Annotated in this window: 19 protein-coding genes; 5 read left to right on the top strand and 14 right to left on the bottom strand. The window is 64.6% G+C overall.

Going from position 1 to position 25,817, the window contains the following annotated elements; genetic code table 11:
* Window positions 1–325 precede the first annotated feature (325 nt).
* Complete coding sequence (locus XH83_RS10525; protein WP_194406926.1) at window positions 326–2,689, bottom strand: transketolase; 2,364 nt, start codon at window positions 2,687–2,689, stop codon at window positions 326–328.
* Between the two features lie 134 nt (window positions 2,690–2,823).
* Here XH83_RS10525 and XH83_RS10520 point away from each other — a divergent pair, with 134 nt between their 5' ends.
* Window positions 2,824–3,285 (top strand): Lrp/AsnC family transcriptional regulator, encoded by a 462-nt coding sequence (locus tag XH83_RS10520; protein ID WP_097659511.1) that lies wholly within the window; start codon window positions 2,824–2,826, stop codon window positions 3,283–3,285.
* A 4-nt stretch (window positions 3,286–3,289) separates the two neighbouring features.
* On the opposite strand, the gene XH83_RS10515 is transcribed toward XH83_RS10520, so the two are convergent.
* The 11 genes from XH83_RS10515 to XH83_RS10465 form a co-directional block, all read right to left on the bottom strand.
* Window positions 3,290–4,369, bottom strand: a complete 1,080-nt coding sequence (locus XH83_RS10515; protein ID WP_194406925.1) for a zinc-binding dehydrogenase — start codon at window positions 4,367–4,369, stop codon at window positions 3,290–3,292.
* Window positions 4,370–4,429: 60 nt separating this feature from the next.
* Window positions 4,430–5,371 (bottom strand): DMT family transporter, encoded by a 942-nt coding sequence (locus XH83_RS10510; RefSeq protein WP_194408224.1) that lies wholly within the window; start codon window positions 5,369–5,371, stop codon window positions 4,430–4,432.
* A 188-nt stretch (window positions 5,372–5,559) separates the two neighbouring features.
* Entirely contained in the window at window positions 5,560–6,399 is an 840-nt protein-coding gene (locus XH83_RS10505; protein WP_194406924.1) for an aldo/keto reductase, read from the bottom strand.
* Between the two features lie 8 nt (window positions 6,400–6,407).
* Window positions 6,408–7,304 carry an SMP-30/gluconolactonase/LRE family protein gene (locus tag XH83_RS10500; RefSeq protein ID WP_194408223.1) on the bottom strand — a complete coding sequence of 299 codons (897 nt, stop codon included), beginning with the start codon at window positions 7,302–7,304 and terminating at the stop codon, window positions 6,408–6,410.
* A 289-nt stretch (window positions 7,305–7,593) separates the two neighbouring features.
* Window positions 7,594–10,305 (bottom strand): nitrate reductase, encoded by a 2,712-nt coding sequence (locus XH83_RS10495; protein WP_194406923.1) that lies wholly within the window; start codon window positions 10,303–10,305, stop codon window positions 7,594–7,596.
* A 1-nt stretch (window position 10,306) separates the two neighbouring features.
* Window positions 10,307–11,524 carry an NAD(P)/FAD-dependent oxidoreductase gene (locus XH83_RS10490; RefSeq protein WP_194406922.1) on the bottom strand — a complete coding sequence of 406 codons (1,218 nt, stop codon included), beginning with the start codon at window positions 11,522–11,524 and terminating at the stop codon, window positions 10,307–10,309.
* 10 nt (window positions 11,525–11,534) lie between these two features.
* Window positions 11,535–11,963: a globin family protein gene (locus tag XH83_RS10485; RefSeq protein WP_194406921.1), complete on the bottom strand. Its 429-nt coding sequence runs from the start codon at window positions 11,961–11,963 to the stop codon at window positions 11,535–11,537.
* A 122-nt stretch (window positions 11,964–12,085) separates the two neighbouring features.
* Entirely contained in the window at window positions 12,086–13,465 is a 1,380-nt protein-coding gene (locus XH83_RS10480) for an MFS transporter (RefSeq protein WP_194406920.1), read from the bottom strand.
* Between the two features lie 327 nt (window positions 13,466–13,792).
* Complete coding sequence (locus XH83_RS10475) at window positions 13,793–15,511, bottom strand: ABC transporter ATP-binding protein (RefSeq protein WP_194406919.1); 1,719 nt, start codon at window positions 15,509–15,511, stop codon at window positions 13,793–13,795.
* Window positions 15,512–15,520: 9 nt separating this feature from the next.
* Window positions 15,521–16,609, bottom strand: coding sequence for an ABC transporter permease (locus tag XH83_RS10470; protein ID WP_194406918.1), 1,089 nt, complete (start codon window positions 16,607–16,609; stop codon window positions 15,521–15,523).
* A 78-nt stretch (window positions 16,610–16,687) separates the two neighbouring features.
* Window positions 16,688–18,151, bottom strand: a complete 1,464-nt coding sequence (locus XH83_RS10465) for a CmpA/NrtA family ABC transporter substrate-binding protein (RefSeq protein ID WP_194406917.1) — start codon at window positions 18,149–18,151, stop codon at window positions 16,688–16,690.
* A 679-nt stretch (window positions 18,152–18,830) separates the two neighbouring features.
* On the opposite strand from XH83_RS10465, the gene XH83_RS10460 reads away from it, so the two are divergent.
* Together XH83_RS10460 and XH83_RS10455 are read left to right on the top strand one after the other, a co-directional pair.
* Window positions 18,831–19,670 (top strand): formate/nitrite transporter family protein, encoded by an 840-nt coding sequence (locus XH83_RS10460; RefSeq protein ID WP_194406916.1) that lies wholly within the window; start codon window positions 18,831–18,833, stop codon window positions 19,668–19,670.
* A gap of 66 nt (window positions 19,671–19,736) precedes the next feature.
* Entirely contained in the window at window positions 19,737–21,467 is a 1,731-nt protein-coding gene (locus XH83_RS10455) for a bifunctional protein-serine/threonine kinase/phosphatase (protein ID WP_194406915.1), read from the top strand.
* A gap of 78 nt (window positions 21,468–21,545) precedes the next feature.
* Here XH83_RS10455 and XH83_RS10450 read toward each other — a convergent pair whose 3' ends face one another.
* A complete protein-coding gene (locus tag XH83_RS10450; protein ID WP_194406914.1) occupies window positions 21,546–22,415 on the bottom strand; it encodes an SDR family oxidoreductase in 870 nt (289 codons plus the stop codon).
* Between the two features lie 99 nt (window positions 22,416–22,514).
* Between XH83_RS10450 and XH83_RS10445 the strand changes: the two genes are divergently transcribed.
* Complete coding sequence (locus tag XH83_RS10445) at window positions 22,515–23,408, top strand: LysR family transcriptional regulator (protein ID WP_194406913.1); 894 nt, start codon at window positions 22,515–22,517, stop codon at window positions 23,406–23,408.
* A 10-nt stretch (window positions 23,409–23,418) separates the two neighbouring features.
* Here XH83_RS10445 and XH83_RS10440 read toward each other — a convergent pair whose 3' ends face one another.
* Complete coding sequence (locus tag XH83_RS10440) at window positions 23,419–24,336, bottom strand: intradiol ring-cleavage dioxygenase (RefSeq protein WP_194406912.1); 918 nt, start codon at window positions 24,334–24,336, stop codon at window positions 23,419–23,421.
* A 173-nt stretch (window positions 24,337–24,509) separates the two neighbouring features.
* Here XH83_RS10440 and XH83_RS10435 point away from each other — a divergent pair, with 173 nt between their 5' ends.
* Window positions 24,510–25,784: a serine hydrolase gene (locus XH83_RS10435; RefSeq protein ID WP_194406911.1), complete on the top strand. Its 1,275-nt coding sequence runs from the start codon at window positions 24,510–24,512 to the stop codon at window positions 25,782–25,784.
* Window positions 25,785–25,817: the final 33 nt, after the last annotated feature.

The raw sequence follows: 25,817 nt of genomic DNA, 5'->3' as shown, positions 1-25,817 counted from the left end.
CTTGGGGGCATGGTGGGGGCGTTTCGGCAGGCATCCTTGCACGAAAGCGCCGGCAATTGAACCCGCCATATGCGGGGCCAGCGTTGCGGCGGACGGGCGGAATATGGGACTTGGTTTGAACCGAGGCAAGCGCGGCCATGGGTCCCGCTTCAGCACCGCGGCACTTCGCGCCGCAGTGCGCCCGGGACACGAAATTAGAACGCGTGCAAATACTCTCGTGCCCCGGACGCCATTAGCGCGTTTACGCGCGTCTTTGACGCGCTATGGCAGCGCTTCTTCAGCGGAGCGCTGCAGAGCCGGGGCCCATGCGCCGGGGTTACCTCGACTACACCGCCATCTTCCGATGCAGCACCGGAGCGCCGGTGGTGAGGCTTTCGGCCGCGTCGATGATGGCATTCGCATCGATGCCGTAGTGCCGATAAAGGTCGGCGATGCTGCCGGTCTGGCCGAACTGCTCGACGCCGAGCGCCTCGACGCGGTGGCCGCGGACGCTGCCGAGCCAGCCGAGCGCGGACGGGTGGCCGTCGATCACGGTCACGATGCCGCAGTCGCGCGGCAACGGCGCCAGCAACTTTTCGATATGGCTGAGATGCTGCACGCCGCGGCGATCGCGCCGCAATTTCCGCGCGGCGGTCCAGCCTGCGTGAAGGCGATCCGCGGAGGTGATTGCAAGCAGGCCAATGTCGCGGCGGCTCTCGCCGATGAAGCCGGTGGCCTCGATCGCTTCGGGCGCGACCGCGCCGGTATAGGCGATCACGAGTTCGGCATTCGGGCCAGGCTTGCGTAGCCAATAGGCGCCGTCGGTGATGCCCTGCTGCAATTCCGGTGTCATGATGCGCTGCGCCTGCTCGATGCTGCGCGTCGAGAGCCGCAAATAGACCGAGCCGCCCTCGCCCGGATCGCGCTGCATGTGCTCAAAGCCCCAACCCATGATCACGGCGAGCTCGTCGACGAAGGCCGGCTCGAACGAGGCGAGCCCGTCCTGTGCCATGCCGATCAGGGGCGTCGCGATCGACTGGTGCGCGCCGCCTTCGGGCGCGAGCGTGATGCCCGACGGCGTCGCCGCCACCATGAAACGCGCGTCCTGATAGCAGGCGTAATTCAGCGCATCGAGGCCGCGCTCGATGAAGGGATCATAGAGCGTGCCGACCGGCAGCAGCCGCTCGCCGTTGATCTGGTGCGATAGGCCGAGCGCCGAGAGCATGATGAACAGGTTCATCTCGGCGATGCCGAGCTCGAGGTGCTGACCCTTTGGCGAAGCGTCCCAATTGTAGGTGGATGGAATTTTCTCGCTGCGGAATAAGTCCGCCTTCTCGGCGCTGGCGAACAGGCCGCGCCGGTTCACCCAGGGACCGAGATTGGTCGAGACGGTGACGTCGGGCGAGGTCGTGACGATGCGCCTCGCCAGCTCGCTGTCGCCGCGGGCGATCTCGTTCAGCACGAGGCCAAAGCCCTGCTGGGTCGACATCTGCGGCGTCGGCTTGAACGCGAGTTGCTGGGAGACCTCGATGACGGGCGCGGTCAGGCGGCGGCCGTCCTGGTTGAACGGCACGCGCGCGAGGAAGGCGTCAAGCTCGGCGGCGGATTGTGCGAGGCCCTCGTATTTGTCCCATTCGTGGCCGGGCCGGATGTTCTGGCTGTCGCGATATTTCTCCATCTGCGCGACCGTCATCAGGCCGGCGTGGTTGTCCTTGTGGCCCTGGAACGGCAGGCCGACGCCCTTGATGGTGTAGGCGATGAAGCAGACCGGGCGGTCGTGGTCGATCGACTCGAATGCCTCCAGCATGCTCGCCATGTCGTGGCCGCCAAGGTTCGACATCAGCGCCAGCAGTTCGTCGTCGCTGCGCCTGTCGATCAGCCTAGTGATCGGGCCCTGATCGCCGATCTCGTCGTGCAGATGCTTGCGGAACGCAGCGCCGCCCTGGAAGCACAGCGCGGCGTAGAGCGCGTTCGGGCAATTGTCGATCCAGCGCTTCAGTGCCTCGCCGCCCGCTTCCGCGAACGCCTCGCGCATCAGACGGCCGTATTTGACGATGACGACGTCCCAGCCGAAATTGCGGAACATGGTCTCGAACTTTTCCCAAAGCCCCTCGCGCACGACGGCGTCGAGCGACTGGCGGTTATAGTCCACCACCCACCAGGTGTTGCGTAGGCCGTGCTTCCAGCCCTCGGCGAGCGCCTCGAAGATGTTGCCTTCGTCCATCTCGGCGTCGCCGACGAGGGCAATCATCCGCCCTTCGCGGCGGTCCTTCATCCAGCCATGCGCCTTGACGTAGTCCTGAACCAGCGAGGCGAACAGCGTCTGCGCGACGCCGAGGCCGACCGAGCCGGTGGAGAAATCGACGTCGTCGACATCCTTGGTGCGCGAGGGATAGGACTGCGCGCCCTTGAAGCCGCGAAAGTTCTCCAGCTTCTCGCGGCTCTGCCGGCCGAACAGATACTGGATGGCATGGAACACCGGGCTCGCATGCGGCTTCACCGCGACGCGGTCCTCAGGGCGCAGCACATGGAAATACAGCGCCGACATGATGGTGGCGAGCGAGGCCGAGGAGGCCTGATGTCCGCCGACCTTGAGTCCGTCCGCGCTGGGGCGGATGTGGTTGGCGTGGTGGATGGTCCAGGACGACAGCCACAGCGCCTTGCGGGCCAGCGCTGTCAATGTGTCCAGACGGGCGGAATCAACGGGCATGGCAATGCTCCCGGAAAACAGGTGGCGCGATGATACGCCCGCGAGCGGCCCCAAATTTCTCAATTTTTCGCGCCATACCTGACGATATTGGGATATTTTACCAACCGACCGCCCCAATGACAGGTTTCATCCCAATGCCCGAGCTCGACGCCATCGACCGCAAGATCCTCAGCCATCTCCAGGCCGACAGCCGGCTGACCATGCAGGAACTCGCCGACAAGGTCGGGCTATCGGTCTCGCCCTGCCATCGCCGGGTCAAGCTGCTGGAGGAGCGCGGCGTCATCTCGCGCTATGTCGCGACGGTGGACCAGAAGGCGCTCGGCCTGCATGTCAGCGTCTTCATCTCGATCAAGCTGGCGCGGCAGAAGGAAGAGGATCTCAACCGCTTCGCGCGCGCGATCTCGAAATGGGACGAGGTGCTGGAATGCTATCTGATGACCGGCAACCGCGACTATCTCTTGCGCGTCGTCGCGGCCGACCTCGCCTCCTACGAGACGTTCCTGAAGACCAAGCTCACCAGGCTCGACGGCATCGCCTCGATCGAATCGAGCTTCGCGCTCAGCCAGGTGAAGTATTCGATCGCGCTGCCAGTGTAGCCCCTCACCGCCACGGCTGCACGATGATCTTGGTGTGCGCCTCGGGATTGGCGAGATCCGCGAACGCCCTGGCGACGCCGTCCAGACCCACCTCCGCCGTCACCATCGCAGCCGCGTCCACCTGCCCTTCCGCGATCAGGCGCAGCGAGGCGGCGAATTCCTCCGGCGTGTAGCCGAGCACGTATTGGACGTTGAGCTCCTTCATGATGCCGAGCATCGGCTCGTTTCTGTCGCTCTCCATGCAGACCCCGACAACGACGATACGCGCGTCGCGCGGCGCGCCCTCGAACACCTGCTGCAGCAGGCCGGGCACGCCGACGCATTCGAAGATGATCGCAGGCTTCAGCGCCGGCAGCATGGCCTGGAACGGCGGCCGCGCCGCCTTCTCGGCCTCCGACATCTGGGCGTGCTCGGCCCAGGTCGCATAGGGCTGCGACACGCTGGGATCGACAACGATGTCGGCGCCGAGCTTGGCTGCCAGCGCGCGCCGTGCCGGTGAATAGTCGGCCGCAACGATTGGATGCAGTCCCCTCAGCTTCAGCGCGGCGATCACCGCAAGCCCGACCGGGCCGCAGCCGATCACGAGCGGCACCTCGCCGCCGCGGATATTGGCTTTCGCCACGGCATGGACCCCGACCGCGAGCGGCTCGGTCAGCGCCGCGTGTTCCGGCGCCAGACCGTTCGGCACCTCGAGCAGCAGCGCTTCGCTCAGCAGCATCGCCTCGGCATAGCCGCCGATATTGTCGTTGGAATAGCCGATGCCCTCGATACCCCCGGGCGTCACCAGCGCCGGCAGCGAGCAGACGCGGGTGCCCGGTTTGAGCTTGCGCGCGGTGCCGGGACCATGGTCGACGATCTCGCAACAGAACTCGTGGCCGAACACGACGTCGCGGGTGAGGTCCATCGGCTTGCGCCCGGTCTTCCGCGCCATCTCCACCATGCGATGCGCGTGCTGGCGCGCGTGCAGGTCGGAGCCGCAGATGCCGCAGGCGAGCGTCTTGACCAGCACCTGGCCGGGCCCGGGCTTGGGTTCGGCCATCTCGCCGACGACAATCTCGCCGTTTCTGAAAATCGCAGCGCGCATCCGGCTCCTCCCCTTTTCGGTGGAGCCATTGATAGCACGAAGCAGGCGGGGCGACTTGCGTCAGGGATTCGGGGAACGCTCTTCGAGCACCAGCAGTTGGGCCCGTCGGACCCGCTCGCGATGCGCGATGTAGAGGCCGCTGGCGACGATGAAGGCGGCGCCGACGACGGTCCAGACGTCAGGCACCTCACCGAAGATGAAGAAGCCCAGAATACTGACCCAGAGCAGTTGCGTGTAGGAGAACGGCGCCAGCACCGAGGCATCGCCGTAGCGATAGGCCAACACGATGATCCACTGGCCGACGGTGGAGGCAACGCCGATCACGATGCCGAGACCGATCGCGGTCCAGCTCGGCGTGACCCAGACGAACGGCACCATCACGGACAGGATCGCAACGCCGGTCAGCGCGGAATAGGCCATGGTGGTGAGCACGGCTTCGCGGCCGCTCATCATGCGCGTCAGGATCAGCGCGGCAGCCCAGCAGAATGCCGAGATGATCGGGAAGAACGCGGCGGCGTGAAACGCGCTCGTGCCCGGGCGCAGGATGATCAGCACGCCGGTCAGGCCGATCGCAGTGGCGATCCAGCGCCGCATGCCGACCTTCTCGCTGAGAAAGATGATCGACAGCGCAGTGACGAAAAGCGGCGAGACGAAACCGGTGGCGGAGGCTTCGGCAATGGGCAGGAAGCGCAAGCCCGTGATGAAGAACAGCGACGAGCCGAGCAGCGCGGCGCCGCGCATCAATTGCAGGCCGAGGCGATCGGTGCGCATCGCGTGGAGCGGCGAGCCCGGCAGCATCACCGGCGTAAACATCAGCGCGAAGGTGACGAAGCGGATCCAGGTGATCTCGATCGACGGCAGGCTGGTCGAGAGGTATTTCGCGGTGACGTCGGAGGTGCCGAGAAACACCGTCGACAGCAGCACCAGCGCAATGCCCTTGAAGGGATGATCGACGCGCGCGGGGGCACGGCGAGCCTCCTGCTTCTTCTCCGGGGCGGGCATGGGAATACTGTCGAGCCTTGCGGCTACGGCGGGCGGCGGTGTCACGGCTGGAACCCGGGCAAAATGCGAATCGAGAGCGGTTGTAAAAAACGACAAATGCGCCGCGTTCACAACTTCCGAAAACAGGATGCCGATATGCGCGAGCCGCCGCGCGCGTCAATGCTCCGTTAATAATGGGCGTTTGTGCGTTACAGCATGGGCAGGCTGCGCGGCTTCGGGCCGCGCGGAAACGCCGCATCGAGCGCCGCAATCTCGTCTTTCGTAAGCACGAGATCGCCGGCCGCCGCATTCTCGGCAGCATGTTCCGCGGACGAGGCCTTCGGAATCGCGAACACCGTAGTTGCACGGGTCAGGAAGCTCAGCGCGACCTGACGCGGCGTCGCGCGACGCGCTTCCGCAATCTTCGCCAGCACCGCACCGCCCTTGCTGCGCGCGTCCGGGAAGTCGTCGTGCCCGAGCGGCGAATAGGCGACCACCGCGACGCCATGCCGCTCGCACCACGGGATCACCGCGTGCTCGATCGCGCGCTCCTTCAAATGATAGAGCACCTGATTGCAGGCGATGCGCCCCTTGCCGGCGACGGCGAGAATCTCGTCGAGATCGTCGGCGTCGAAATTGGAAACGCCCCAAGACCCGATCTTGCCAGCCTTCACCAGCTCCTCGAACGCGGCGACGGTATCTTCGAGCGGATAGGAACCGCGCCAATGCAGCAGATAGCAATCGAGACGGTCGGTCTTCAGCCGCTTCAGCGAGCGCTCGCAAGCGGTGACGGTTCCGCGGCGCGAGGCGTTGCTCGGCAACACCTTGGAGACCAGGAACACCTCATCGCGACGTCCCGCGATGGCATCGGCAATGACAAGCTCCGCATCGCCATACATCTCGGCGGTGTCGATATGCGTCATGCCGAGATCGAACCCGCGCTGAAGCGCTGCAATCGCGCGGTTGCGGTCGCCGTGATCGAGATACCAGGTGCCTTGCCCGATCACGGAAACATCGGCGCCGGTCTTGCCGAAGGATTTGGTGTTCATGTCAGAGCTCACAGTCCACTGATATCCGCCACCAGCACGCTGCCGGCCGACGACTCCGTGATATAGAGACGATCCTTGCCGGCGCCACCGATCGCGACATTGGTGCAGTTCGGCCCCGCGCATGACTTGATCCGCGCGATCAGCTCGCCGTTCGGCGCGAACACGAAGACGTGGCCGAGCGAGGCGTGGCCGACGAACAGGCGGCCCTTGGCGTCCATGGTCAGGCCATCGGGACCGCTGGTGCCGAACAGCGAGCAGAAGCGGCCGACCTTGGACACGCTGCCGTCCTTCATGAACGGCAAGCGCCACACTGCATTGTCGCGCGTCATCGCGACGAACAGCACGGTTTCGGTTGCGTCGAGAACCAGGCCGTTCGGGCTGATGCCGGTGTTGATCAGGCAATCGAGCCGGCCGTTCGACGCCAGCCGATAGACTCGGCCGCTTGGATCATGCAACCCGGTCTGGCCCTGATCGGTGAAATAGACGTCCCCGTTGGAGGCGAGGTGCAGATCGTTGCAGCCGCGAAAGGATTCCGAGTTGCGCGCGGTCAGGACCGGCGTCATGCGGCCGGCTTTGACGTCGAGCTCCATGATGCCGTGCATGTAGTCGGCCACCAGGACGCGGCCGTCGGCCGCGATCTTCAGCCCGTTCGGCCATCCCTCATATTCAGCGATTTGCGACCATTCGCCGTCAGGCGCGATACGGAAGATGCGGCCGAAGGGAATGTCGACGACGTAGAGGTTGCCGTCCTTATCGAAGGATGGTCCCTCGATGAAGCTGTCGGTGGCAATGCCCGGCCGGTTGGCGTCAGCCCAATCGGTCCGCACGCCCTTGCGGCGGAATTTTTCGGGCATGGCGGAGAAGAGTTTCGTCTCGATCAGACGCGGCGGCGTTTCCAGGTACATCATTGTTGTTGTGATTGTTGAGGGGAGCGCGCGGCACCATAAGGCACAATCGAGCGCGCGTCGAATGGGGCGAAGGCGCGGCGGAATCGCCGCTCACCCTCCTGTCCCGGACGCGCAGCAACGCGTCAGCGTTGCGGCGCAGAGCCGGGACCCGGAAAAGCCCAGCACTCGAGGCAACATGGGCCCCGGCTCTGCAGCGCACCGTCAAGAGGACGCTGCGCTGCGTCCGGGGCACGAGACCGTCATTTCGGCAGAGGAAGAGCGGTGGATTACGCTGCGCTAAACCACCCTAGGAAACCGATCCCACGGCCCGCGCGAGCTTGGCCTCTTTCACGGGCGCATCCGTCGTCGCGATCAGGCGCTTCAATTCGGGGATGCAGGAGCCGCAATTGGTGCCGGCCTTGAGCTTCGCACCGATGTCGGCCGCCGTGCGCGCGCCAGTGGCGATGGTGTCGCAGATGGTGCCGCGGCCGACGCCGAAGCAGGCGCAGACGATCGGTCCGGTCGAGGCTGCCCCCTCCGTCGACTTGCCCGACAGCAACATACGGCGCTGCTCGTCGCTGACGTGATCGGCCGCAAAGGCGGTTTTGACCACCTCCCAGTCACCGGCATCATGCCCGGGGCCGACGAACAGACAAGCCTCGATCCGATCGCCGGTGAAAGAGGCCGCACGATAGATACCGCCGCCGAAATCGCGATATTCGGCGACATCCTCGCCGGCGACGCCGTCGAGCCAGGCCGGCCAGCGCGACAGGTCCGCATTGTCGGCGAACAGATAGCCGAAACCGCCGGCGACCGTGACACGGGTCCACATCAGGTTCGGCGGCAGATCGAGCTGCTGCCGCGACAGCGCAAAACCGCGGAAGACGTATTCATAGGGCGCGATCGCGGCCGGCGTCGCTTTCGATTCCGGCTGCCCCGAGAACGGATCGGTGAACGACTGCACCAGCGCCCCGACGCGGCCGTGCGAGGCGTTCATCGCGCTCCAGTGGATCGGCACGAACAGAGCGCCGCGCTGCTGGCGATCGCTCACAACCGCTTTCAGGATACATTGGCCATAGTCGGTGGTGATGCGGGCGTAGCCGTCATGGACGATGCCATATTTGCTGGCGTCATCGGGATGGATCTCGACGAACGGCTCGGGCAGATGCGCACCGAGCCGCTGGCTGAGGCCCGTGCGCGTCATGGTGTGCCACTGGTCGCGGATGCGTCCGGTGTTCAGTCGCAGCGGACGCGATGGTCCGGTCTCGCTGCGCAGCGCCGGCACCTCCGGTGCAACGAAGCGGCCCTTGCCGTCATTGGTGAAGAAGCCGCCGCTCGCGAAGAAGCGTTCGCCGGGCGCCCCGCCTTCGCGCACCGGCCACTGCACCGGCTTCAACGCGTCGAAGGCTTCGTCGGAGAGCGAGGTCAGCGCGCCAATGTCGAAATCGCGGCCGCCCTCGTTCTCGAACGCCGAGAGCGCGGCATGCTCGCGGAAAATATCGGCGGCGGATTTGTAGTTGAAACTGTCGCCGAAGCCGAGACGCTTTGCGGTCTCGCTCAGGATCCACCAGTCAGGGCGCGCCTCGCCCGGCGCCGGCAGGAACGAGCGCTGTCGCGAGATGCGGCGTTCGGAGTTGGTCACCGTGCCCGACTTCTCGCCCCAGGCCAGCGCCGGCAACAGCACATGCGGACCGGCCTCGACCGTGTCGTTGGACAGCACGTTCTCGGAGACCACGAACAGCTCGAGCTTCTTCAACGCCTCGCGCACGAAGTCCGCATCCGGCAGCGACACCGCGGGATTGGTGCCCATCACCCAGAGCGCCTTGACCTCACCGCGATTGATGGCCTCGAACAATTGCACCGCCTTCAGCCCCTCATGGGTGGCGATGCGTGGCGCCTTCCAGAACCGCCTGACGCGGTCGATGTCGGGCGGCGTGAAGCCCATATGCGCGGCCAGCATATTGGCGAGGCCGCCGACCTCGCGGCCGCCCATCGCATTGGGCTGACCGGTGAGCGAGAACGGCGAGGCGCCCGGCTTGCCGATGCGGCCGGTCGCGAGATGGCAGTTCAGAATCGCGTTGACCTTGTCGGTGCCCTGCGCCGACTGGTTGACGCCCTGCGAATAGAGCGTGACGACCTTCTCGGTGTCGCGGAACATCTTGAAGAAGGTCGCGACGTCCTGTTCGGAGAGGCCCGTGGCGAGCGCAGTCGCGGGGACGCTGCCGGCAATGCTCCGCGCGCGCGCCAGTGCGTCGTCAAAACCGCTCGTGTTCTGCGCGATATAGTCTTGATCGAGCGCCCCATTGTCGGCGAGATGGACGAACAGGCCGGAGAACAGCGCGGTGTCGGTGCCGGGCTTGAGCCCCAGGAACAGATCAACGTCATCAGCCGTGTCGGTGCGGCGCGGATCGATCACGATCATGCGCGCGCCGCGCTCCCCGCGGTTCGTCAGCATGCGCTGGAACAGCACCGGGTGACACCAGGCCGCGTTCGAGCCGACGAAGACGAGCAGATCGGCCTGGTCGAGATCCTCGTAGCAGCCGGGCACGGTGTCAGCGCCGAAGGCGCGGCGATGGCCGGCAACCGACGACGACATGCAGAGCCGCGAATTGGTGTCGACATTCGCCGTGCCGACAAAACCCTTCATCAGCTTGTTGGCGACGTAATAGTCCTCGGTCAGCAGCTGGCCGGAGAGATAGAACGCGACCGCGTCGGCGCCGTCGCGGGCCACGATGTGCTGCATGCGATGGGCGACATGATCGAGCGCATCGCTCCAGGCGACGCGTTCCAATAGGCCTTTGCAGCGGATCATCGGATAGAGCAGACGGCCTTCCAGCCCGACGGTCTCGCCGAGCGCGGAGCCCTTGGAGCAGAGCCGGCCGAAATTGGCAGGATGATCGGGATCGCCGGCGATTGCCGCCCCGCCCCTGCCGTCGGGCGTCGCCAGCACGCCGCAACCGACGCCGCAATAGGGACAGGTCGTCTTGGTGGCGCGGAGCGTGGGATCGACCGCCGTCATATCAAGCCGCTTTCGAAGGAAGCGCGAGCGCGCGGCCGAACATCATGTCGGTGCGGATCGCCGCGACCTTGTCGCGATTGCGGATCAGCTCGAGATACCAGAGCGCATCGACGGTATCGCCGATCAGCACCGCACCGGTGAGCCGGCCGTCCGCGATCACGAGCTTCTTGTAGGTTCCACGCCTGCGGTCGGTCAGCACGAGGCTCTCGCTGCCCTCCCCGCCCATGAAGTCGCCGGCGGAGAACACGCTGACTCCGGACACCTTCAAATTGGTCGAGACCACGCTGCCCTGATAGGCGGCGGGCCGGCCGGCCAGGTGCCGCGCCAGCACCCGCGCCTGCTCATAAGCGGGCTCGACCAGGCCGTAGCAGGTGCCGCGATGCTCGGCACACTCGCCGAGTGCGAAAATGTCGGACGAGGAGGTCTGCATCACGTCGTTGACGACGACGCCGCGGTTGACGGCGATCCCCGCCTCTTTGGCCAGCGCGACGTTCGGCTTGATGCCGGCAGCGAAGATCACGGCGTCGGCCTCGATACGGCTGCCATCGGCAAGCTCGACGGCCTCGACATGTCCATCGCCATGGATCCGGGCGGTCGAAGCGTTGAGCAGGATGCGGATGCCCTTGCGCTCGACCAGCGTCTTGAGCAGATCGGCAGCCGGCCCGTCGAGCTGGCGCTCCATCAGCCGGTCCATCAGATGCAGCAGCGTCACCGGCGCGCCGGCCTTGGCAAGGCCGTAGGCTGCTTCAAGCCCGAGCAGGCCGCCGCCGACGACGACAACGCGCTTCTTGGCCGCGGCCAGCGTCAGCAAAAGGTCGACGTCGCGCGTATCGCGAAACGTGTGCACGCCGGCGAGATCGGCGCCCGGCACGTTCAGCCGCAGCGGCGTCGAGCCGGTGGCGAGCACCAGCTTGGAATATTCCATGCTCTCTTCGCCGTCGATCTTCAGCTCGCGGCGGCCGACGTCGATCTCGCTGACGCGATAGCCATAGCGCACGGTGACGCCGCGATGGCGCCACCAGTCCGCCGGCCGGAGCTCGATCTCGTGCGAGCCGGTCTCGCCGGCCAGCACGGATGAGAGCAGGACGCGATTGTAAGCGAGCCGCGGCTCCTCGCCGATCACGGCGACCGCGTAGCGGCCGAGTGAGGTCTTGGCGAGCTCGTCGACCAGACGCGCGGCCGCCATACCGTTACCGACGATGACCAGCGGTTCACTCACGAGGCATCTCCTATTCAGCGGCCTGCGGCTGGGCGCCGTAGGCTTCGGACATCATGTAGCCGGACAGCACGCCGTAGGCGTCGGTCCAGGCCTTTGCCAGTTCGGGCGTCCAGGCTTCGCCAAGACCCTTCTCCAGGGTCCACAGCAAGGTCTCGCCGACCACGGGATAGTGCTCGGCCACCGCGCCGTAGGCGACGTGGCGCTTGGCCAGCGCGGAGGCCGCGGGAAGAATCGTCTCGAGGTTCGACAGGCCACCGACGACGGCCGCGAGCATGCCCATCAGCTTCTTGCGCTGCTCGGTCATGTCTTCAGGGAACATCGCGCGCACCGACGGCGCCACTTCGAAAAGACGATCGTAGAACAGCACCGCGGCCTGCTCCGATATCGGCGCGACCTTGGCGAAGCTCTGCTGGATGAGGGCGATCTGTTCTGGCGTCATGATGTTCTCCTGTCTGTTTCGGTCTGCCTTCGTCCGCGCCGTTGCGGAAAAAGTTCATGGGTCAAACGTCATCAGAGGGACTTCTCCCCGCGTACGGGGAGAAGCGAGATTCGTACCAAGTATCAGACCCTGGCTTCGGCAAGGCCTGAGACGCCTTCGCCCTGCGGGCTGCGACGCAGGTAGAACCACCAGGTCAGCGCGAGGCAGGTGGCGTAGAAGGCGAGATAGATCACGAGCGCGAGTTGCGGCCCGCCGGTCATGGCGATCGACTTGCCGAAGCCGGTCGGGATCAGATAGCCACCGACGGCGCCGATGGCGCCGATGAAACCGACTGCCGCGCCGCTCTCGATGCTCGCCGTCTTGAGCGCCATCGCGCGCGCCGCATCGCCCTTGCCGCGCACCTTGAACAGGTTCTCCTCGCGGAAGATCGAGGGGATCATGCGGTAGGTCGAGCCGTTGCCGATGCCCGTCGTCACGAACAGGATCAGGAACATCGACAGGAAGCCGATGAAATCCTTCTGCCCGACGAAGTAGAGCACGCCGACCGTCGCGCCCGCCATCACGATGAAATTCCAGAACGTGATGATCGAGCCGCCGATCCTGTCGGCGAGCCAGCCGCCGAGCGGACGCGACAGCGAGCCGACCAGCGGCCCCAGGAACGCGATCGCAATCGTGACTTGCGGAAACTGCGTCTTGATCAGCAGCGGAAACGCGGCGGAGTAGCCGATGAAGGATCCGAACGTGCCGATATAGAGATACGCCATGATCCAGGTGTGCTTGCGCTTGACGATGGCAAGCTGGTTCTTCACCGACGATTTCGCCGCGGTGAGGTTGTTCATGAAGAACACCGCGCCCAACACCGCGATCGCGATCGGCAGCACCCACATCAGGCCGGCATTCTGCAGGAAGATGCCGTCGACGGGCGTTGCCTGGAACAGGTTGAAGACGGCGAGCGTCATCAGGATCGGGGTCAGCAGCTGCACGCTGGAGACGCCGATATTTCCGCCAGCCGCGTTCAGGCCGAGCGCCCAGCCCTTCATCCGGTCGGGGAAGAAGAAGGAGATATTGGTCATGCTGGAGGCGAAATTGCCGCCGCCAAGGCCCGCGGTCGAGGCAACCAGCAGCATCAGCCAGAACGGCGTGTCGGGCTGGCTCACGAAATAGGCCAGCGACAGGGTCGGAATGAACAGGATCGCCGCACTGAAGATGGTCCAGTTGCGGCCGCCGAACGTCGTCACTGCGAATGTATAGGGAAAGCGCATCAATGCGCCGATCAGGCCCGGCACCGCGACAAGCTGGAACAGTTGGTCGGTGGTGTAGTGGAAGCCGGCCTGCGGCAGCTTGGTGGTGACGATGCTCCAGATCAGCCAGACCGAGAAGCCGATATGCTCGGCCACGATCGACCAGATCAGGTTGCGTCGCGCGATAGTCTTGCCGGTCGCGTTCCAGAACGCCTCATCTTCGGGGCGCCAGTCTGAAATCCAAGTCGGATTCTTCGTCATTGAGTATCCCTTCCAGGCTCACCGCTGCGTCGTTGCAGGCTCAGCCTCCGGCCACGGAGGCACGCTCCGAGGCTTCACCCCGGTGGCGAGTTACGATGCTGATTGATGATGTTGAGGGACGTCGTCGTTGGCGTCGCGCAAAGACGCTTCAATTTCCGTGCCAGTTGCGCGCACGCTGGAAATACAGGGAATTCAGAACGTTATTCGCGTTGCCCGAATTTTTCGCAGGGCCTTTCCGCACGCTAAATTTGCGATTCGCTCAATCCTTGTGCGACGCACAAGGATTGAGCTTGATGTCGATTATTTGGGCGCGTCGCGGATGGACGATCACGCCGCTTCAGGACTTGCTGCAGAGGTCGCCACGGGCGCCTTGGGTGCAGCTCCGTGCTCATAGGCCTCGAGGAAATCGAGCAGCTCGCGGCGGTAGCGGTAGTAGTCCGGATGCTCGAGCAAGGTCTTGCGCGTGCGGGGTCGGGGAATGTCGACTTCCATGATATGGCCGATCCGCGCGTTGGGCCCGTTCGTCATCATCACCACACGATCGGCAAGCAGGATCGCTTCGTCGACATCGTGGGTGACGCACATCGCCGTCACCTGCGTGCGCTTCCAGACCTCCATCAGCACTTCCTGCAGGTCCCAACGGGTAAGGCTGTCGAGCATTCCGAAAGGTTCGTCCAGCAGCAGCAACTTCGGGGACAACGCGAAGGCGCGCGCGATTCCGACGCGCTGGCGCATGCCGTTCGACATCGCCGCGGCCGGCTTGTCGAAGGAATCGGCGAGACCGACCCGTTCGAGGTAATAGTCGACGATCTCGTCGCGCTGCCGCCGCGTTGCATGTGGATAGACACGATCGACGCCGAGCGCGACGTTCTCGCGAGCCGTGAGCCACGGAAACAGCGAGGGTGCCTGGAACACCACCGCCCGGTCTGGGCCGGCCGCGGTCACCTCGCGACCGTCGAGAATGATGCCGCCGAGGGATACGTCGTTGAGGCCCGCGGTCATCGACAGCACCGTCGACTTGCCGCAGCCGGAATGTCCGATCACCGATATGAACTCGCCCTTGCGTACCTTGAGATCGAAGTTTTCGACCACGGTCAGCGGCCCAGCCGGCGTCGGATACACCTTCGACAACTGGGAGAATTCGAGGTAGCGATCGAGATTGAAGGTGACGGCGGCTGCCCGTTTCTGATAGGCCGCCGGCGGTTTGTCGGTTTGGGTGATCGGCACGACGTTTGGTAGCGTTCGTACCGCGCCGTCGGACCGCGAGGCGCGCTCGTCGACCACGTCGAGAAGATAGCTGGTGACGGCCTGGCGCAGCCGCTTGAACGCAGGGTCCTCGTTGACCGATGTGCGGTCGCGCGGGCGCGGGATGTCGACCTTGAATTCCTGGCCCAAGGTCGCGTCCGGGCCCGGCAACAACGGGATGATGCGGTCGGCAAGCAGGATCGCCTCGTCGACATCGTTGGTGATGAGCACCACGGTACGCTTGTCGCGCGACCAGATGTCGACGATCTCGTCCTGCAACTTGGCACGGGTCAGGGCATCAAGCGCCGACAGCGGCTCGTCGAGCAGGAGGATCTCCGGACTGGTTGCCAGCGCGCGCGCAACGGCGACCCGCTGCCGCATGCCGCCGGACAACTCGGCGGGCAGGCGCGTTGCGGCATGTGACAGCCCGACCATCGCGATGTAGCGATCGACCCGGGCCGCGCGCTCGGCCTTGCTCTCGCGGGCGAAAACTTGGTCGACCGCGAGCGCCACGTTGCCGCGCACTGTAAGCCACGGCATCAGGGAGTAGGACTGAAACACGACGCCACGGTCGGGACCAGGCGCGGTCACCGGCTTGCCCTTCAGCGTGATCTCGCCCGAATCGGGCTGCACGAGGCCTGCGATGGTCGAGATCAGCGTCGTCTTGCCGCTTCCCGAGAAGCCCACGATGGCGATGAACTCGCCTTCGGCAACATCGAGGTTGACGTCGGAGAGCACGCTGGTCCGCTTGGCGCCGGTACCATAGGCCTTGCACAGACCCTTGAGAGACAGAAACGACATGGGCCGTCCTCAGCGCTGGCCGGAGAAGGTGAAGGCGGACTGCAACGCGTACATCACCCGATCGAGCAGGAAACCGATGATGCCGATCGTCAGCACGGCGACGATGATCCGCGCGAGCGACTGCGAGGAGCCGTTCTGGAATTCGTCCCAGACGAACTTTCCGAGCCCGGGATTCTGCGCCAGCATCTCGGCCGCGATCAGCACCATCCAGCCGACGCCGAGCGAGAGTCGCAGACCGGTGAAGATCAGCGGGAGCGAGCTCGGCAGCACCAGCTTGGTGATGGTGCGCCGGGTCGGCAACTGGAGAACCCGTCCGACATTGAGCAGGTCCTTGTCGATGGAAGCAACGCCAAGCGAGGTGTTGATCAGCGTCGGCCACAGCGAGCAGAGCGTCACGGTGATCGCGGAGATGACCAGCGACTTCGGCAGGAATTCCGATGGATTTACGTAAAGCGCCGAGACGACCATCGTCACGATCGGCAGCCAAGCGAGCGGCGACACCGGCTTGAAGATCTGGATCAACGGGTTGAGCGCGCCGTTCATGGTCTTGGACAGGCCGCAAAGGATGCCGAGTGGAACGGCGACGATCGTCGCCACCACGAAGCCGAGCGCAACCGTCATGAGGCTGGTCATGATCTGGTCGAAATAGGTCGGCTTGCCGGCGTAGTTGCGATGCCGGACCTCCTCGGGATGGCCGTCGGCGATCACCTTGGCGTTCCGCGCGTCCTGACGCTCATAGAACGCCGTCTGTTTGGCGCGCTCGGCACGGTGATCGGCGTAGAGGTTCTTGGTCTGGACCCAGACCTCAGCCGGCCCGGGAATGGCGCCGAGCGAGGTCTTGACCTGAGGCGCGGCCACGGCCCATGCGAGGAGAAAGGCGCCGATGCCGAGGAGCGGCACCACCAATCCCTGCCGCAGTTCCTTCAACTGGGGCTTGACCATATCGCCCGCGGCGATGCGCGCAAGCGGCGCAAGCCAGCCGAGGCCCAGGATGTTCAGATAGACGGCGGCGCCGTTGATGCGCGCGAGCATCCGCTCCCGCCGCGCGCGCTTGGCCTCTTCCGCGCTGACGTCGACGTATTCGCTAACCAATGCCATTTGCGTATTCCCTTGGCGTCCACCGCCGGATTGCGAGCAGGGAGCCGGGCCGCGCTGCAGCGGCCCGGCTGCGATTTCTCAGCCGTCGATGACCTTGGCACCGTCGATCTTCTGCTTGCCCTTCAGGCCGATCTTCAGGCTGTCGATGTAGGCATTGGGCTTGCGGCCGTCGTAGCTCAGACCGTCGATGAATTCGGATGTCGGCGCCCGATAGCCGTCGCTGTCCCAGGGAAAGTCTTCCTTCCTGGCCTTGCCATCGGCGACCAGAAGCTTGGCTGCAGCCAGATAGAGATCCGACCGGTACACGCTCTTGGCCGTGTCGTGATACCACGCGTCACTCTTGGCTTCGCCGATCTGTCCCCAACGGCGCATCTGGGTCAGGTACCAGACCGCATCGGACAGATAGGGATAGGTGGCGAAGTAACGGAAGAAGACGTTGAAGTCCGGGATCGGCCGCTTGTCGCCCTTTTCGTACTCGAAGGTGCCGGTCATCGAATTGGCGATGACTGCCTTGTCTGCACCGACATATTCCGGCTTCGAGAGCAGCTCGACCGCCTTGGTGCGGTTGGCATTGGCGTTCTCGTCCAGCCACATCGCCGCGCGGATCAACGCCTTGGTGAGCGCGAGCACCGTGTTGGGATTCTTCTCGGCGAATGCGGCGGTGATGCCGAACACCTTCTCCGGGTTGTTCTTCCAGATTTCGTAATCGGTGATCACGGGCACGCCGATGCCCTTGAAGACGGCGGCCTGATTCCAGGGCTCGCCGACGCAATAGCCGTTGATGGTGCCGGCCTCCAGAGTTGCCGGCATTTGCGGCGGCGGCGTCACCGACAGCAGCGCTTCGGCCGCAACCGTTCCGCTCACGTCCTCGGCCGAATAATAGCCGGGATTGATGCCGCCCGAAGCGAGCCAGTAGCGCAGCTCGTAATTGTGAGTCGACACCGGGAACACCATGCCCATCTTGAAGGCCTTGCCGTCAGCCTTCAGCTTCTCGATGGCAGGGCGCAACGTCTCGGCCTTGATCGGGTGCACCAGCTTGCCGCTCGCATCCTTCGGGATGCCCGGCTTCATCAACGCGAAAATCTCGTTCGACACCGTAATGGCGTTGCCGTTCAGATCCATCGAGAACGGTGTGATGATGTGCGCCTTGGTGCCGAACCCGATCGTCGCGGCCAATGGCTGGCCCGCCAGCATGTGCGCACCATCGAGCTCGCCGCTGATGACGCGGTCGAGCAGAACTTTCCAGTTGGCCTGGGCCTCCAGCGTGACGAACAGGCCTTCGTCTTCGAAATAACCGTTCTCCTTGGCGACCGCCAGCGGAGCCATATCGGTGAGCTTGATGAAGCCGAACTTCAGCTCCTCCTTCTCCGGCTTGAGCGCGGCTGCGCGCACGCGACCGGCGGAGACTGCATAAGCCGCGGCGGCAGCTCCCCCGGCAAGGAAGGTACGGCGGTCGAGACCGGTGAGCGGGTTCGCGCCAGCTCCGCCGAGCAGATTGCTCTTATGGCGGCCGCGCAAGGACTTATCAGTTGGCTTCGTCATTGAATGTGATGCTCCTTTGTGAACGAAGGACCATCCGCGCACGCCAGCCACCCCCACGCGCACAGGTGCACGTCTCCGGGAAGGCCCCGGATGGCGAAGGTCACGATTCGGATGGAGATCTTCGAGGGACGGCGTCGATGGCGTCGACCACTATCAAACAAGAAGCGTGCCAGACCGAGCCATTCCGGAATAACCAACAGGATCAGATAGTTATCTTAAAGTCGCTTGTAACGCGGGGCTCGATTGCGCCCGCAAATCCAGCGGGCCGCCCAGTCCTTGTGCGACGCACAAAAAATGGGCAGACCTCACTTCGAGGGCAGGGATCACCGCACTGCTCTGATCTCAACAGCATCCCATCCTTGGTCGAAATCGGCATCAGGACAGCTCAAAGACCACCCGCAAGGCTTGGCACGCAGATTGCTTTCTCACAGATCGCTCAGTCAACGACGACTGCGGTTCGCCGAAATGTTGAGGCCTCCAGGGGCTGAAACGCGGGGAAAGCTTGAGCGTGCTTCGCTGGACCCCCGGCGCAGTCGTCGTGATGCGATTCCGCGCGAGATTCTCCCTGCCCTTGGGTCCGCTGGATCTCGGCTCGCCGATCAGCGCGCCAAGGAACGCCGCGAGACCGGCGCCGCCCGAACGAACGTACCTTCATTCATACGAAGCAAAGGAACCATTGATGTCGTATCTCGCGCCTTCGGAATTCGTCACCAAGATGGTGGATGCGGGCGAGTCCAAGATCTTCATGTCCACCCGGGATACCATCATCCGCGCCTATATGGCCGGCGCCATCCTGGCCCTGGCGGCCTGGTTCGCCGTCACCATCAACGTCAACACGGGCCAGCCGATCATCGGCGCGCTGCTGTTCCCGGTCGGCTTTTCCATGCTCTATCTCCTTGGCTTCGACCTGCTGACTGGCGTCTTCGTGCTCGCCCCGCTGGCGCTGATTGACAAGCGCCCGGGCGTCACGCTCGGCGGGGTGCTGCGCAACTGGAGTCTCGTCTTCGTCGGCAACTTTGCCGGCGCCTTTACCGTGGCCTTCATGATGGCCTTCGTCACGACGTTCGGCTTCACGCAGGCGCCCGACAAGGTCGGCGCGGCGATCGGCAACATCGGCGAGGGCCGAACGCTCGGCTACGCCGCGCATGGTGCGGCCGGCATGGCGACGCTGTTCATGCGCGGCATGCTCTGCAACTGGATGGTCTCCACCGGCGTCGTCGGCGCCATGATCTCAACCTCGGTCCCCGGCAAGGTCATCGCGATGTGGATGCCGATCCTGGTGTTCTTCTACATGGTGTTCGAGCATTCCGTCGTGAACATGTTCCTGTTCCCGTCGGGCCTGATGCTCCATGCGAAGTTCTCGATCATGGACTATCTGATCTGGAACGAGATCCCGACCGTGCTCGGCAACCTCGTCGGCGGCCTCGCCTTCACCGGCATGACCCTCTACGCCACGCATGTCATGACCAAGCCGAAGCGCCAGGTCGACAAGGCTGCGAAGCCCCGCGTCGCGGCCTGATCGAATACGTCTCGACAGGGGAGCCTTGCCCGAGCAGGGTGAGGCTCCCCTCTCATGGTGACGACGATGACCCGCGGACTCCTGATTTCGGTCGGCCAGCACTCCGACAAGGGTCGCAAGCCCGTCAACCAGGATTTCCACGGCGTCCTGATTCCCGAGGAGCCGCTACTCGGCCTGAAAGGGATCGCCGCGGTCCTCGCCGACGGCATCTCGAGCAGCAGCGTGAGCCAGATCGCCAGCGAGTCGGCGGTCAAGAGCTTCCTGATGGACTATTACTGCACGTCGGAATCCTGGACGGTGAAGACGTCCGCGCGCCGCGTGCTCGACGCCACCAATTCCTGGCTGCATGCGCAAACGCGCAAGAGCCAATACGCCTATGACCGCGACAAGGGCTATGTCTGCACCCTCAGCGCCATGGTCATCAAGGCGACCACCGCGCACATCTTCCATGTCGGCGACTGCCGCATCTACCGCGTCGCCGGCAAGGCGCTGGAACAGCTGACCGACGACCACCGCATCATCGTCTCGTCCGAGCAGACCTATCTCGGCCGCGCGCTCGGCATCAATCCGCAGCTCGAGATCGACTATCAGGCTTTCGAGGTCGAGGCCGGCGACACGTTCCTGCTGGCGACCGACGGCGCCTACGAATTCGTCGACGCGCGTTTCGTCACGAGCGCGCTGAACGAGCACGCCGCCGAGCTCGACGGAGCGGCCAAGGCGATCGTCGAGGAAGCCTACCGGCGCGGCAGCGACGACAACATCACCGTCCAGATCATTCGCATCGATGCGGTGCCGCAGCGCGAGCCGGCCGGCATCTTCAATCAGACCTCGCAACTGCCGCTTCCCGCGCTGCCGGAGCCGCGTGCACTGTTCGACGGCTACCGGATCGTCCGCGAGATCCACGGCAGCAGCCGCAGCCATATCTACCTTGCCGTCGACACCGAGACCGAGCAGCCGGTGGCGCTCAAGCTGCCGTCGGTCGAGCTGCGCGACAACGCCGCCTATCTCAAGCGATTCCTGATGGAGGAATGGATCGCCCGCCGGATCGACAGCCCGCATGTGCTCAAGCCGCTGTCGCAGTCGCGGCGGCGCAGCCATCTCTACGTCGCGACCGAGTTCGTCGAGGGGCAGACGCTGAAGCAGTGGATGACCGACAATCCGCGCCCCGATCTCGAAACCGTGCGCGGCATCATTGAGCAGATTGCCGCGGGCTTGCGCGCCTTCCATCGCATGGAGATGCTGCACCAGGACCTCAGGCCCGACAACATCCTGATCGACAAGACCGGCACCGCGAAGATCATCGACTTCGGATCGGTCAGGGTCGCCGGCGTCGCCGAGGCCGCGCCGCCGGACGAATCCGATGAAATCCTGGGCACGGTGCAGTACACTGCGCCGGAATATTTTCTCGGGCAAGGCGGCTCACCGCGCTCCGACATGTTCTCGCTGGCCGTGATCTGCTACCAGATGCTCACGGGAAAGCTGCCTTATGGCACCCACGTCGCCAGGATCCGCCGCAAGGCGGACGTGCGAAAGCTCAAATACCGTCCGGCCGACGACGACCGCAACGTGCCGGCCTGGGTCGACGGCGCGCTCCGCCGCGCGCTGCATCCCGATCCCTACAAGCGGCACGAGGATCTGTCCGAGTTCGTCTTCGAGCTGCGCACCCCCAACCCGGCCTATCTCGACACGCGGATCACGCCGCTGCTCGAGCGCAGCCCGCTGATGTTCTGGAAACTGACCTCGGCCGCGCTTGCCTGCGCGGTGGTCGTGCTGCTGGCGCTCTTGCACGCGCGCTGATCCGGGCTACCCGCTCACCACATGATCAGTGGCGAGCGATGCAGCCAGGCGCCAGCGCGCACCTGCTCGAGCAAGCCCTCAGGCCGAGGCCATGATCTCGGCGACGAAGTCGCGATAGGAGCGCAAGGGACGTCCCAGGATGTCGGTCAGACGCTTGACGTCACCGGCTTCGGGGATCATCCCCTCCGTGACGAAGCGCTCGCTCATCACCCGCATGTCGAACGCCATCCAGCCGGGCATGAACTGCCTGAGATTCTTTTCGAATGCCGCGGCGTCGTCGCCACCATAGGCGATCGAGCGTCCGAGCACCTCCGACCAGATCGCGGCCGCCTTGGCGCCGGTGATCGTATCGGGGCCAACGAGATTGATGCGCTCGATCGGAAGCGTCGCGGCGGACGTCTCGCGGCGGATCAATTCGATCGCCGCGATCTCACCGATATCGCGCGCGTCGATCATCGCAAGCCCCTTGCTGCCGATCGGCATGGGGTAGACGCCATATCCGGTCACGGCGTCCTTGATCATGAGCTCGTTGTTCATGAAATAGGCGGGGCGCAGGATGGTCGCATTGAAGCCCATCTGCTCGATCATGCGCTCGACGCCGAACTTGCCGGCGAAGTGCGGCACGTTCACGTAGCGGTCGCTGTGAATGACCGACAGGTAGACAAACCGCTCGATGCCGGCTTCACGCGCGAGATTGAGGGCAGTCAGCGCCTGGGTGAATTCGTCCGGCACGACGGCGTTGAGCAGAAACAGCGTCGAAACGCCGGAGAACGCCGCGCGCAGGGAATCGACGTCCAGCAAGTCGCCCTGCACCGCAACGACGCCTGCCGGGAAGTTGGCCTTCGCGGGATTTCGGACCAGCGCGCGCACATCGGCGCCACGCTTGACGAGTTGCTCGACGACGTGACGGCCGATCGTGCCGGTGGCGCCTGTAACGAGGATGGTCATGGGGATCACTCCGGTTTGGTTGAGACACCCGGAAATTAGTGATCCACATGTGAGCCGATAGACGCTATATCTGGACAGGCCGTCTCACTGGTGGAACAGATGGATTTGCTTGCGCTCGCCGACTTCAATCTCGTCGCCCGACACGGAGGGTTCGGAAAGGCCGCGCGCGCCGCGGGACGTCCGAAAGCGACCTTGTCCCGGCGCGTGTCCGAACTCGAGAGCAGCCTCGATTTGCGCCTTTTCGAGCGCGGCGGCCGCACGCTCAAACTCACCCAGGAGGGACGCGCGCTGTACGAGCGGACGGGCGCGCTCCTCACCGAGCTCGACGAGGCGGCGGCAGCGATCGCCGCGGGCGGCGACAAGCCGAGAGGCAGATTGCGGATCAGCGCTCCCCTGCTCTTTTCGCAGACCGCCATGGGCCGGCTCGCGGCCGGCTTCGCGCTCAAGCATCCCGAAGTAAGGCTCGAGGTCACGACGGATGATCGCTACGTCGACATGATCGAGGAGGGTTTTGACCTCGCGATCAGGGTCAACCCCCATCCAGATGAAAGCCTGGTCGGCCGCATCTTCTTGCACGACCGCCTGGTGGTCGTGGCCAGTCCCAATCTCAAGCGACCGAAGGGCGATCTCGCCGTTCCTGTCGTCGTGCGCGGAGCGGACAACGAGGCTGCCGCCTGGAACATCAAGCGACCAAGCGGTACCTCGCGTCTCGCTGTCGACCCCGTTCTTCGACTGTCGTCGCTGATGATGGTTCGCGATGCTATTCGAGCCGGCGTCGGCGCTGCGCGGCTGCCCCTGTCACTGGTCAGCCACGACCTGGCCAGCGGCACGCTGCTACGCTGGGGCGATGTTGAGGGATCCGATATCGCCCTGTGGACGCTCTATCCCTCGCGGCGATTGCTGAGTGCTCGCGTCTCCGCTTTCCTCGATCATCTCAAGGAAGCATTTCCGAAGGGAACGCCCGACGAGTTGGCAGCCTACATCGGGGGATGAATCCGCGCCCTCACGCCGGCTCTCCGGCCTTCACGCCCAGCGGCTTCGGCGCCATGCCGCCACCGGGCTTGAGGTGGAATTCGTAAGACATCAAATGCCAGCGCCCGCTCGCCTTGGTGCCGTCGGGCATCGTGGGGTCGGTGCGCGGCTCGACCCTGGCGACGAGATCGTCCTTCACGCCGAACACCACGTCGGAATCCAGATATTTGTCGCCGTCCATGAAGACGTGGGTGATCAGCGGCTCATAGCCTTTCGCATTCACCAGGAAATGCACATGCGCGGGGCGCATCGGATGGCGGCCCGTCTGCACGATCATCTCGCCGACCGGGCCATCGGTCGGGATCGGGTAGCTGCATGGCAGGATGGTGCGGAAGAAGAAGCGGCCGTCATCGTCGGTGATGAAGCGCGCCCGCGCCGAGGCGCCGACCTCGTCATAATTGGCCTTCTGGGAATCGTAGAAGCCGTCGTCATCGGCATGCCAGACGTCGACGGGGACGTTCGCGAGCGGCTTGCCCTTCAAATCCGTGACGCGGCTCTGCACGAACATCCGCTCGCCGGTCTGGTTGTTCGGCGAGATGTCGGTGCCGTGCGCCGTCACCTTGTGCTCGCCGACATAGAACGGGCCCAGCACGGTGGTCTGGGTGGCACCCTCGCGGTCGCGATGGTTGACCGCGTCGACCAGCATGGAGACGCCGAGCACGTCGGACAGGAGAATGAACTCCTGGCGGGTGTCGGTGCATTTCTGCCCGGTGCGGGTCAGGAAATCGATAGCGTAGTCCCATTCCTCGAAGGTCAGGCCGGTCCTGCTCACGTAATCGTGCAGCGACTTCACCAATTCCTGGAGCAGGAATTTCGCGCGGGGATTGGGCGTGCTGTCGAAGCTCCTGACGACGGCTTCGGTGAGGTCAGTCTCGTTGAACTGGGTCATGATGGCTTGCCCTGTGTTTTTCTCGTTCGCCCATTCTGAAGGCCTTGGGGGCTCCTTGGAGGCGTTCCAGGGGCAGCCTACACCAGCCGGCCCCCCTGCGTTAAGCGCGAGCGGCTTGGAATGGGGCCGTCATTTGGCTATCAACGGAGCGACAAAACTGCCCGGAGGAACTGATGCTCGCGCCCACCCCTGCCTCGCCCGAATCCGTCGGCATGTCCAAGGCCGCGCTCGACCGCATCGATGCGCATCTGAAGAGCCGGTACATCGATGCCGGCCGCTTCCCGGGCACGCATCTTCTGGTCTATCGCCGCGGCAAGGTCGCGCACAGCTCGATCCAGGGCCTTGCCGATGTCGAGCGCAAGCTGCCGGTCAAGGACGACACCATCTACCGCATCTATTCCATGACCAAGCCGCTCACCAGCGTCGCCTTCATGATGCTGGTCGAGCAAGGCCTCGTCGCGATCGACGAGCCCGTCGCCAAGTACATTCCGGAATGGAAGGATCTCGGCGTCTTCGTCGCCGGCACCTACCCGGCCTTCCTGACCCGGCCGCCGTCCCGGCCGATGCTGATCGTGGACCTCCTGCGCCACACCGCGGGCCTCACTTACGGCTTCCAGCAGCGCTCCAATGTCGACGCCGCCTACCGCACTGAAAAGATCGGCGAGGTCGAGAAGTCGGGCACGCTGCAGACCATGATCGAGGGTCTGGCCAAGATCCCGCTGGAATTCTCGCCGGGCGAAGCCTGGAACTACTCGGTCGCGACCGACGTGCTCGGTTATCTCGTCGGCAAGATCTCGGGCATGCCGTTCGAGCAATTCCTCAAACAACGCATCCTCGATCCGCTCGGCATGACCGACACCGATTTCCATGTGCCCGCTTCGAAGGCTCACCGCTTTGCCGCGTGCTATTCTGCCGACCCCGGCGGCGGCATGACGTTCCATGCCGGCCAGCGGCGCGAGGGCCTGACCCTGCAGGACGATCCGTCGACGAGCTCGTTCCTCACCCCGCCGTCCTTCATCTCGGGTGGCGGCGGCTTGTGCTCGACGGTTGCCGACTATCTCACCTTCTGCCGCGCGCTGCTGAACGGCGGCGAGCTCGGCGGTGTCAGGCTGATCGGACCGAAGACGCTGGCGCTGATGACGAGCAACCACATTCCGGGCGGACGCGCGCTGCCGGAGGTCTCCCGTTCGCTGTTCTCCGAAGCCGCCTATAACGGCATCGGCTTCGGCCTCGGCTTTGCCGTGACGATGCGGCCGGCCGAGACGCTGATCGCCGGCAGCCCCGGCGAATACAATTGGGGTGGCGCGGCCACCACCTCGTTCTGGATCGATCCGGCCGAGGAGCTGATTGCGATCTTCATGACGCAGGTGTTGCCGTCGAGCGCCTATCCGATCCGGCGCGAGCTGCGCAGCATGGTCTACGCCGCGATCACCGAGAGCAACCTGTAGCCAATTGGCTCGATCCCGCGGCCCTCGTCCGCG

This window comes from Bradyrhizobium sp. CCBAU 53351 (genome assembly GCF_015291745.1).
Taxonomy (GTDB): Bacteria; Pseudomonadota; Alphaproteobacteria; order Rhizobiales; family Xanthobacteraceae; genus Bradyrhizobium.
The sequence above is the reverse complement of the archived record's forward strand: the minus strand, read 5'-3'. Positions and strand labels throughout refer to the sequence as shown.